The 10,725-nt window shown below is 64.7% G+C and carries 7 protein-coding genes; 5 read left to right on the top strand and 2 right to left on the bottom strand.

Features of this window, described 5'->3' with window-relative positions; genetic code table 11:
- The first annotated feature begins 29 nt into the window (after positions 1-29).
- Positions 30-1,382, top strand: a complete 1,353-nt coding sequence (locus JF616_18665; GenBank protein ID MBW8889786.1) for a HAMP domain-containing histidine kinase — start codon at positions 30-32, stop codon at positions 1,380-1,382.
- Entirely contained in the window at positions 1,379-2,731 is a 1,353-nt protein-coding gene (locus JF616_18660) for a sigma-54-dependent Fis family transcriptional regulator (protein ID MBW8889785.1), read from the top strand. Before JF616_18665 ends, JF616_18660 begins: the two co-directional genes overlap by 4 nt.
- Positions 2,732-3,068: 337 nt before the next feature.
- Here JF616_18660 and JF616_18655 read toward each other — a convergent pair whose 3' ends face one another.
- Entirely contained in the window at positions 3,069-3,680 is a 612-nt protein-coding gene (locus JF616_18655) for a sigma-70 family RNA polymerase sigma factor (GenBank protein ID MBW8889784.1), read from the bottom strand.
- Positions 3,681-3,971: 291 nt separating this feature from the next.
- On the opposite strand from JF616_18655, the gene JF616_18650 reads away from it, so the two are divergent.
- Genes JF616_18650 through JF616_18640 form a run of 3 tightly spaced genes read left to right on the top strand, consistent with a single transcriptional unit; the run spans position 3,972 to position 9,638 of the window.
- On the top strand, positions 3,972-4,799 hold the full coding sequence (locus JF616_18650) for a hypothetical protein (protein MBW8889783.1): 828 nt from the start codon (positions 3,972-3,974) through the stop codon (positions 4,797-4,799).
- Between the two features lies 1 nt (position 4,800).
- A complete protein-coding gene (locus JF616_18645) occupies positions 4,801-8,037 on the top strand; it encodes a hypothetical protein (protein MBW8889782.1) in 3,237 nt (1,078 codons plus the stop codon).
- A 17-nt stretch (positions 8,038-8,054) separates the two neighbouring features.
- Positions 8,055-9,638 carry a hypothetical protein gene (locus tag JF616_18640; protein ID MBW8889781.1) on the top strand — a complete coding sequence of 528 codons (1,584 nt, stop codon included), beginning with the start codon at positions 8,055-8,057 and terminating at the stop codon, positions 9,636-9,638.
- Between the two features lie 39 nt (positions 9,639-9,677).
- Here the strand turns inward: JF616_18640 and epmB are convergent, their stop codons facing one another.
- Positions 9,678-10,697, bottom strand: coding sequence for an EF-P beta-lysylation protein EpmB (epmB, locus tag JF616_18635; protein MBW8889780.1), 1,020 nt, complete (start codon positions 10,695-10,697; stop codon positions 9,678-9,680).
- Positions 10,698-10,725 lie beyond the last annotated feature (28 nt).

Genomic DNA, 10,725 nt, shown 5'->3' with positions numbered 1-10,725 from the left:
TTTTTACAGGGGTCCTCGCACGGATATCGATGGAAATCGCCGTGAGGGCCCTGCGGGATCCTTTTTACCGCGCGGTCAATCATCTCACCCGCTCCAATCCCATCGAGCGGCGCAGCAATATCTGGTTCCAATTCGAGGCCAAGGGCGAACGTTCCTCCAACCTCATCCGCATCGGCTACGTGGTGTTGTGGTTCACCTGCACCGTGGTCCACGCCCCCGGGAACGCTTACTGGTCCAACGTCGCCAACCTGGGCGTGGGCGGGATCTGGCTAACGTGGTGCATCGGCTTCCAGTGGTATCTCCTGAAGCGCCCTTATCGCAAGTCCTTCAAGTACCTCTCCACCACCATGGACATGCTGGTCATCTCGGCGATGCTCTTCATCTACCAGTACGCCGGCGGGCCCGCTTATGCTCTGAAGGTGCCCACCTACCTCAATTATTTCTGCTGCATGGGCCTGGCGGCCATGCGCTACCGCATGCATTTGGCCGTCTACGCCGGCGTAGCCGCCGTAATCGGGTACCTGGGGAATTGCCTGTGGTTCTGGCATGTCTACCACTTCGCCACCGGCACGGGGTTGGAACACACCACCTCCGCCAAGATCTCGGTTTCCTACCTGGGATTCACCATCCTCTATCTGATTGTCTTCACGATGCTGATCTACACCTTGATGTACAACGTGAAACGGCTGGTCAACGTGCGCGTGCGCGAGGGCGAGGCCGCCTTGAAGGCCAAGGAACGGGCCGCCATCGCCGCCAACGTGGCGCATGAGATCAAGAATCCCCTCGAAGGCATCTACGGCGCCGCGCAGATCCTGCAGGAGGAAGGCAAGGGAAATCCCAAGTTCATAGGCATGATCCTCAAGGACTCGGTGCGCCTGAACGGCGTGGTCCAGCAGTTCCTGCAATTCTCCCGTCCTTTCCAGGCCCGCCTGGCCGACTTCGATCTGGTGGAGGCGGCCTCCGCCTTCTGCCGTGAGCAGGCCTCCTTGGCGGAGGAAGGGGCGGTGGCTTTCCGGGCCGAAATCGATTCGGCTCGCGTGTCCGCGGACCAGGAGGGCCTGCGCCAAATCCTGCTCAACCTCTACCAGAATGCGCGCCGCTACCAAGTGGCGGGCAAGCCCGTGGCGGTATGCGTGCGGATGGGGGACGGCTGCGCCGAATTGGCCGTGGAAGACGATGGCGAAGGCATCCCCGAAGCCAACCGCAACAAGGTCTTCGACCCTTTCTTCACGACCTCCGCCAAGGGCACCGGGCTCGGCCTGGCCATCTCCCGTAAGATTGCCCAGGAAATGGGCGGCGATTTATATTATGAGCCGAAACGGCCGGGCACCCGCTTCGTGCTCGCCCTGAAGCCCGCCAAACCCGCGGAGAACGCCGCTTGAACCAGCCCGAAACACCCCGCGGCCGCTTCCTCATCGTGGACGACGAGGAGCATATCCGCGAGATCCTGAAGGCCACCTTGGAACCCTTGGCCCTGGGAGTCCATGTCGCGGGATCGGCGGAAGAGGCCCTGGACTTGGTCCGCGAGGAGAACCTCGATCTGGTCATCTGCGATATCCAGATGCCGGGCATGGACGGGCTGGAGTTCCTCGCCAAGGTGAAGGCGGAACAGCCTGCCATCAAGTTCCTGATGATCACGGCGCATGGGACCATGGATACGGCGGTGAAGGCGCTGCGCTACGGCGCTTCCGATTTCCTGACCAAGCCTTTCGAGAATGAAACGGTGCGGCAGATCGCGCGCCGGCTGATGCGCGAACGGGCCAGCGCGGGCGGAACCCATCTTCCTCCGGCGCAAGAGGCGGGCGGCAGCGTGCTGCAAGGGGTGGTGGGTAAAAGCTCCGCCTTCGTCGCATGCCTGGACAAGGCCCGGAAAGCCGCGGCCGCCGATTCCACCGTCCTCTTGTGCGGGGAGAGCGGGACCGGCAAAGAGGTCTTGGCGCGCGCCATCCACAACCTCGGCAAACGTTGCGAAAAGCCTTTCATCGCCGTGAACTGCGGCGCCATCCCGGAAAACCTGCTCGAGAGCGAGTTGTTCGGGCACGAGAAAGGCGCCTTCACCGGCGCCATCGCTTCCAAGCCGGGTAAGTTCGCCTTGGCCGACGGCGGCACCATTTTCCTCGATGAGATAGGCGAAATGCCCCTGCTCATGCAAGTAAAACTCCTGCGCGTGATCCAGGAACGCACCATCGAGCCGGTCGGGTCCACGGGATCGCGCAAGGTCGACTACCGCCTGATCGCGGCCACCAACCGGAATCTGAAAGAGGAAATCAAGGCCGGCCGCTTCCGCGAGGACCTCTATTACCGGCTTAACATCATCCCCATCGATCTTCCCCCTTTGCGCGATCGGGAGAGCGACATCCTCATCCTGGCGCGCAACTTCCTCGCGTATTATAACGATCGTTACGGATGCCGTTATGATTTGACGCCGGCCAACGAGGCTGATCTATTGGCTTATGCCTGGCCGGGCAACGTGCGGGAATTGGCCAACGCCATGGAGCGCGCGGTGGTATTGGCCTCGGGCGGGGGTTTGGCCTTCCAGTTCGAGGATGCGGCCCCCGCGGGAGCTCCGAAGCCGGCCTTGGCCATCAAGGAAAAGAAGCAGGCGGTGGAACGCGAGGAAATCCTCCGCGCCCTGGAGTCCCATCGCTGGAACAAGACCCAGTCGGCCGAAGCGCTGGGAATGAGCCGGCGGTCGCTGCTATACAAGATCAAGGAATATGGCATCGCCTGAAGGCGGTATCCCCTCGCGTGAAGGGCGGTGCCTTTAAATCAGGACCGGTCTACTCCGCTGCGCATTGATTTGAGCACGGGCAAGGTAAGGCCACTTGGAATGGACTCCGCCCGCTAAGCCGCCCGAGGAGCGGTACCGGGGTACCGCGACGAGGGCAATAACGCGGGCGGGCCGTGATCAATTCAATGCGCAGGGGAGGAGCGGAGCATGACCCCCCTGCGCGGGTACCCCCGGCGAACCAGGGGGCGGGGGGCCATGTCCGCGAAAGGCCGGGACCCCCGGGGGAGGGGCGGTCGCCGGACCTGGGACCGTTCAGAAGCCGGCGCGCCGGCCGGAATCAATCCTCGCAATCGTCGGAGATCGCGACCCGGCGGCCGACATCGCATTCCAACGAATCCAAGGAATCGGATAGCTCGGACTTGAGCAAGACCACCTTGGCTTGGAACTTGGCCAAGCGCTTGGTGATGGCGACGCGGGAGACCCCGCAGATTTCGGCGATCTCTTCGTGGGTGAGGCCTACTTCGAAGCGGAGGAATACCACTTGGCGGTTGGCGGGATCCAGGCCCTCCAACAGTCGGCGGAACAAACGCTTGGCGGGATTGTCGGGCGCGGCCTCGGGAACCCGGCTGGCCGCGAGATCATCGCCGTAGCCGACCATCAGATCCGCTTGCCGCTTCTTCCACCGCAAGTGATCCAGGCAATGGTTGGAGGCCACGCGGTATAGCCAGGTCGAGGTCTGCGAATTGCCTTCGAAGGTGGAGAAGTTCCCGTAGACCTTCAGGAAGACCTCGTGGGCCAAGTCGGCCGCCTCCTCGGGGTTTTTCGTATATCTGTAGCACACGCGATAGACGAGCCCATAATGGGTCTCGTACAGACCGCCAAAGGCATCCGGCGCGAGGGTCTTGGCGAGAGCGGGAGTCGGTTCTGCGGTGACGGTTGTATTTATCATGACCGGAGAGAAAAGCAACGGGTGTGCCATACGAGGAATTCCCCGAATTCGCCTGGATTACGAGGATTTCGCCCGTATCCCCAGGGGTGTGCGCAAGGCCTTGCGCACCTCGCGCAGAGTCCGCTGCGCAAGCGCTGTACGGACGAGCGGGAATTGCGCAGTTGCCCGGCTCGAGTCCTTCAGGACGATGCTTGCCGCGCCGCGGGCGGAAGATCCACAATGAATGGTCGGGGGCCGAAGCCTATGGATTGGAAGCCGCTCGCCGCACGGCGGGCCTTTCGGATGATCGGAATGATCGCGACCGCTCTCCTGGCGGCATGCGTCCCGCCGCCCGCGCGAACCGCGACGGGCGCGGAGCCGCGCGCGCCCATCGATGCCCTCCAGCCCGCCGGCCGTTCCCTCTTCGCCTTCGATTTCGCGCGGGCGCGCTATCAAAAAGCCTCCCTCACCCAGGGACCGGTCGATAGCGTTGGCGCCTGCCTTCTGCTGGACAGCATCCGGGCGGGCTTCCCCGATCCGGGCCGCTGGCTGGCATTGTCTTCCCCCATGCGGCCGTTCGCCCCCATGCAATCGGCTTGGGGCCCCAGCGGCGACTTTTTCCTGCTCGATCGCGCGGGCCCCCGTCTCGAGCTTTACGATAGCAACGCCCAATTCCTCTCGGGGGTTCCGTTTCCCCCGGAAATACGCGGCCGCAACCTGGACCAATTCCAAATCTTCTGGACCCGGGACGGCTCCTTCTCCTTCGTGGACTTGGGGGAAGGGGTGGTGAGGCAGTACGCGGAACTGCGTTCCTATTCGGACCAAGGGGATTGGCGTTTGCGCAACACCATCCGACTGCCGGTTGGCACGGGCGCCTGCGTTTGGGAACCCTACACGCGCAATCCCTGTTGCCTCTCCGCGCGCGGGCCCGCGACCTGTTTCGACGCCTATTTCAACGCGGTAGGGCCGTGGATGCCAAGCGGCTCCGGCGCGGCGGGATTGAAACCCCGGCCCGCCCCGGATGGTCGGGGTTGGCAGTGGCAGGTGGATGGAGGGCCGGCCTGCGCGACGGCGCCCGCCTGTTTCGATCCGGGCAAGGGATTCTCCGCCTGCCCCACGGGATCGGCGCCCCCCCAGTAGCATGCGCGTTACCTGGTTCGTCCTGGCCCTCGCCTCGGCCTTAGCCTCCCACGCGCGGGCGGGAGAACCCGGCTGGGTGTGGGAGCGGGCTTGCGCCGCGGGGCCGAGCGGGGCCGGACCTTGGCTTTCGCCCGACACCTTGCGGCCTTCCGGCGGGATCGGTTCTCCCCGGCGCCTGCGCGTATTCCTCGGAGGGCGTGCCTTGCTCGCCGATCAGGACTTCCGCCTGCCGCCCGGGGATTCCCTCATCGCTTTCGCCGCGGCGGTGGCCGCTGGCGATACCGTATGCTGGGAACGCGCCTATACTCCGCTCCTTCCCCGTCCCATCCCGCCCTTGTACCGGCTGGAATCGGTTCCGATCTATCGCCGCGGCCTGCAAGACTCCACTCCCTCGTTAGCCTGGTCTACCGGGCCCGCCGGGTCAGATACGGCCTATGGCAAGTACCGGTTGAATTATTCCGGCAGCAAGTCCATGGCCGTAACGGTGGGGAACGGGGGAGGGCTGGGGTTGGACGCATCCCTGTTCCTGAACCTGAGCGGACAGGTGGCCGAAGACGTGTTCGTGGAAGGGCAGCTTTCGGATCAGAACGTGCCGATCCAGCCCGAGGGCAATACCGCCACCTTGAAGGAGGTGGACACCAAGTTCGTGCGCGTGTTCGGAAAGCATTATGCCTATACCTTGGGCGACTACATGCTCGACTACGGCGTCGCAGGGGAGGACCGCTTCCTCGCCAAGGTGCAGGGGGTGGACGGGAAGTACGGGCGGGGCGGATACCAGGCCCACGGAAGCTGGTCGGTGAGCGACGGGCAATACCAGAGCGATACCTTGCGGGGCGTGGACGGGAAGCAGCGCGGGTATTACCTGCGCGGACGCGACGGGCGTACCTTCATCACGGTGCTGGCCGGGACCGAGCGCGTGTGGCGCAACGGCGTGCCCTTGAAGCGCGGCACCGATTACACCATCGATTACAGCGAAGGCCGCCTCGATTTCCTCCCGCCTATGGTGGTGACCGGGGAAAACCTCTTCGCGGCCGAGTACCAATATACCGAGCAGGATTTCCCCCGCAGCCTGGCGGCCGGGGAGGTGCGGGATACCGCGGGGGCCTTCACCTGGTCCCTGCGCGCCATCGACGAGAGCGAGGACAAGGACAATCCCCTGGGGCTGAAGCCGGATTCGGCCCTGGCCGACACTTTCCGGAATCTGGGCGATAAGGTTTACCTCGATTCCGTGGGCCGTCCCGTGGCCATGCCGCACCGGCAATCCTCCGCGGCCATCGATGCGGGTCTCAAGCTCCCCGGCTACGACGGCCATGCGGCCGTGCTCTTTTCCCGGCTCGATCGCAACCTTTATTCCCCCAAGGACGATGGCGACGACCTGGGGTATTCCACGCGTTACCTGGGGACGCATGCCTTCGGGAAACCGCTCAACCGCGGGGGCTTGGGGCATACCGAGATTACCCTCGACCATGAATCGAGGTCCCACGATTACGAGCCTTTCAAGCAATTGATCGAACCGCGCGCGTTCCTGGAGACCTGGAACCTGGACGCCGGCGTGGCCCGTCGGGGCTTCCTGGCCGACCGCGTGCTCTTGGCTGAAAAGCCTTTCTCGGCCCTGGCCTTGGGGGCGGAGTTGGGCCGCGCCGAAGCCGATTCCGCCGCGGACGCGTCCAACCCGCAGGCTTTCCGCGGAAGCTTGTCTCGGCGCGGAGGCATCTCCGCGCGGTTGGGGGACGATCGCTTGTTCGCGGAAGCATCCAGCGAAGCCAAGCTGGCCCGTTCCCCCGAACGGCAGGATAATTACAAGCAGACCGCCGGCGCGGGGCTCGATGCGGGGAGCCTTATCCCCTCCTTCCATTACGCCCGCAACGAATGGATCGCCGATCTGCCCACGGGCGGAACGGCCCGTAGCATCAAGCAAGAGCCGGCCTTCACCTTGGCCACCGCCCCCATCGCCCAACGCCTGACCTTGACCTCGGGACTGTCCCTGCTTTCGCAGCGTTCCGATTTCGCCGGCGTCGCCGGAGGCTTGCGGGACTCTGTCCGCGATTTGGGATTCGACGAAAAGGCCGTGCTCTCGGGCTGGGGCCCCTGGACGTCCGATATCTTCTACAGTTATCGCGATCATCGCGCTTGGAGGCTGGATGCCACGGGAGCCTGGTCGCCGCAATCCGAGGAAAACCAATACAACCAGGTGGAATGGAACAGCCATCTGGCCGACGGCCGCAAAGGGTATAGCTTGATCTCGTCCTACCGCGTGAGCCAAACGGCGGAGTTCCCGCTGGTGGAGGATTACCGATCGCTGCCGGGCCGGGGCGATTACCAGTACGATTCGACGGCGAAAACCTACCATAAGGTGGAGACGGGGGGCGATTTCGTCCTCGTCGGCCTGATGCGCGATACCACGGTGGGATCGCGGCCCTACCAGGATCTTTCCTTCACGGCCAACCTGGATTTGACCCCGGCCCGCTTCCCGTTCCCCGTTTCCGGGGTCTTGGCCGATATCGAATTCAGCCTCGACCTCGCCTTCGACGCGCAGGACACGAGCGCCCATCCCGCCTTGCTGCCGCAACTGACCGATGCCGATTTGGATCGCATGCGCAGCGGGCATGCCCGCTATGCGCCGGCCTTGCGCTGGAAGGCGCCCGGCGGAGGGAGGGCGGCCAACCTGGAGGCGGATCGGTCCTATAGCCGGGCCGCGGGCATCTACGCTTACCGCGAGATACTTTGGTCCCAGCGGGCGGATTTCCGCGCCGAGGCCGGTCCGGCATGGGAGTGGTTCCTGGAACAATCCTACGAGAACCGGGACCGTAACGCGGGGGCTACCTCCGCCTCGGGCACCTTGAACCGGAACCAATTGTACGGCGCCCGCCTGACGCGCAAGCTGCCGGACAACTTCCAGGTGGAGACGCGTTCGCAATACCTCCTGATCAACGGGAAAGGGCCGGAAGGCCCGTCCGATCTGCAAGGCGTGAAACCCGCCCTGAAGTTCGAGAAGACATCGCTCTTCAACGGCCGCGCCTTCGCGGAGTACGGCCTGGTCTATTTCTGGGGCCAAGGCGACGGCGGCTTCTATTCCACGGGGGACTTCTCCAAGGGCCTCACCCATCGCTTCGAGGCCAACGCCAATTTCCAGGTCGGGGCCAACATCTACCTGAACTTCGATTACGTGGCGCGCGTGGAACCGATCGGCGATCGCTTGGTGCAGAAGATGACCGCCGAAGCGAGGGCGGTATTCTGATGAGCCCGCGTATACCGATGCGGATTTTATCCGCTATCGCCTTGCTGGCGATCGTCGCCTGGTCCGATCCGCCTCCGGCCGATACCGTGGCCCGCCTCATGTCCCAAGGCCATCTGGCCGCCGCCCACGATGCGGATGGATCGCTGGAACCAGGACCGCTCTATCGCTTGGGCCGGATCGACGTGGCAGGCGGCCCCTTCACCGCCGTAGGGCTGGGCATCGCCGAATTCGAGGGATCGCCCGCCACCGCCGCGTACGTCTCCATCGTGGGCGAACGCGCGCGCGCCTGGCTGGTCGATCATGGGCGGCCCTTCGCGTCCGTCTCGGTGGACTTCTCCGTCCGTCCCGGCGCGCCCATCGCCGATCTGAAGGTGGCCGTGGACGCTGGCGAAGGCTTCCGTCACGGGGGGTTCAAGGGTTACGGAAGCCGCACGACTCCCGAAGCCCTCGATCGCCTGTCGTTACTCCGCTTCGGGGAAGCGTTCAGCGAAACGCGCTTACGGCTGGCGGAGGCGCGCCTATCCCGCACCGGCTATTACGAAGCCGTCGTGCCCACGGCGATGTATCGCGATTCCGTCCGTAACCTGATCTATCCCGGGCTCGCCCTCACGGATCTGAAGGGAAACCGCCTAAGCGGAATCCTCGGATACGATTCGGAGAAAAAAAACGGGGACGGGCTCAACGGCTATCTGGACATCCACCTGATCAATCTGCGCGGCACGGCCCGCGATCTGGACTTCGCCTTCGACAGCCGGACTTCGGCCGATGCCGGCTCGGGAAGCGAAGGCGCGGCGGGGGCCCCTGGCGCGGCGGGCGCCGCCGGCACGGCGGGCCGCAAGGACGCCAAGCTCGGATACGTGGAACCGTGGCTCCTGTCCACGCAGGTCGGCGCGCGCCTGGACCTTTCCGCCGCCATCGAGGATTCGGTCTACCAGGAACTGCGCGGCGATCTCACCCTGTTCCAGGATCTCGATTTCCGCTCGCGCCTGTCCATCTCCTTTGGGCGGCAGTACAACCGGGATTACCTTGCCGGCACCCGTTCCGATGCGCAGATCGCAGGACTGGGATTCCAATACGATGCGAGGGATCGCGTCCCGTCCACCCTGAACGGGGCGCGCTGGTCGGCGCGCCTCAACGCGGTCCGCCGGCAAGCCTCCGACTCCTCCCGCTTCCTGGCCCAATCCATCGACGAGCTGGGACTATGGGCCAATGCGGGCCGTTGGGTTTTTTATTCCCTGCTTTCCGCCGCGAGCGATTGGCCCTTGGAGATCCATCCGGATCGGGGCGATCTCTTCGAGCTAGGCGGGGCCAATACCATCCGCGGTTTCCGCGAGCGCGAATTCCTGACCGACGCCTACGCTTACGCGAACCTGGAAATCCAATTCCTGTTGGCTCCGGGCAGCCGGGCGGCCGTTTTCGCCGTGCCGGGGTTCATCGATCGCGTGGGGACGGGGGATATCTGGTGGCGGCGGGTTATCGGCTACGGCGCGGGATTGGAATCGGGCGGCCGGGATTGGACCTTCGGGATCAGCTATGCCTTGAATCCCGATCGGGCCATCGCCAACGGGTTCGTGCACTTGAGCGTCACGAATAATTTCTGAGCGGGGAGCCCAGCAGCCGGGGCTGGGAGGATCGGGAAATCAACCGGCCAGGGGAGTCTTGTTCCGCTCCCCGGCGATCTCCCGCACGTAGCGCGGCACGGCGTAACCGGGAAGTTTCCCCCGGAGCTCCTCCATCAGGGCGCGTCCTTCGGCTTCCGCGACTTCGAAATGCGCCGTGCCCTGCACGCGATCCAGCTGATGCAGGTAGTACGGGAGCACGCCGCGGGCAATCAAGGCCCGCGACAAATCCGCCAGCGCGTCCGCATCGTCGTTGATGCGGCGCAGCAAAACCGACTGGTTGAGCAGCAAAGCGCCCGTGGAGCGCAAGGCCGCCAGGGCCGCGTCGCAATCCGGTCCCAATTCCCGGGCATGGTTGGCGTGGATGACCACCACCAACGCCTGGCGGGAAGCCGCCGCGCGCAGCAGGTCGAGCAGATCGGTTTCCAGGCGGGAGGGCAACACCACCGGGATGCGCGTGTGGAAACGGATGGTGCGGATACGGGGAAGGGAAGCGGCCCGTTCCAGCAGGGAGGCCAGTTTGCGGTTGTCTAGGAAGAGCGGATCGCCGCCGCTGAAAACGATCTCGTCCACGCCCTCGGCTTCCGCCAGGTAGTCCCAGGCCTTATCCCAGTCATCGCGGCCGCGCGGGAGATCGCCATAGGGGAATTCGCGCCGGAAGCAATAGCGGCAATGCACCGCGCATTGGTGCGAAACCATCAACAGGGCCCGGGAAGCGTACTTATGCAACACGCCGGGAACCACCTGGGAGGGGAGATCGCCCACGGCATCGGCGGCGAAGCCGGCGACTTCGGCCGCTTCCCGCGCCCGGGGCAGCACTTGGGCCAGCAGGGGATCGGCCCAATCGCCCTTGGCCATGCGCGCGGCGAAGGGGCGGGGGACCAGGATGGGAAAGGCGGGATCGGCGTCCAAGGCCTCGGGCGCGGCATGCGGGTCCAGCCCGAGGTAAGCGAGCAATGGCCCCAGGCTCCGGAAAGCCGCCTGCATTTCCTTTTGCCATGCGAGGGGGCCTGCGACGGGCGCGCTTGGTTGGAATCCCATGCTTTTGCTACCTTGTTGCCCCGATTTC

This window comes from Fibrobacterota bacterium, assembly GCA_019509785.1.
Taxonomy (GTDB): Bacteria; Fibrobacterota; Fibrobacteria; order UBA11236; family UBA11236; genus Chersky-265.
This window is presented reverse-complemented; position numbering and strand designations above follow the sequence as displayed.

What these genes read in the sequence shown, in the direction of transcription:
- JF616_18665 (MBW8889786.1), top strand. Translation starts at nt 30, where the DNA reads ATGGAAATCGCCGTGAGGGCCCTGCGGGATCCTTTTTACCGCGCGGTC.
- JF616_18655 (MBW8889784.1), bottom strand. Translation starts at nt 3,680, where the DNA reads ATGATAAATACAACCGTCACCGCAGAACCGACTCCCGCTCTCGCCAAG.
- JF616_18650 (MBW8889783.1), top strand. Translation starts at nt 3,972, where the DNA reads ATGATCGCGACCGCTCTCCTGGCGGCATGCGTCCCGCCGCCCGCGCGA.
- JF616_18645 (MBW8889782.1), top strand. Translation starts at nt 4,801, where the DNA reads ATGCGCGTTACCTGGTTCGTCCTGGCCCTCGCCTCGGCCTTAGCCTCC.
- JF616_18640 (MBW8889781.1), top strand. Translation starts at nt 8,055, where the DNA reads ATGCGGATTTTATCCGCTATCGCCTTGCTGGCGATCGTCGCCTGGTCC.
- epmB (MBW8889780.1), bottom strand. Translation starts at nt 10,697, where the DNA reads ATGGGATTCCAACCAAGCGCGCCCGTCGCAGGCCCCCTCGCATGGCAA.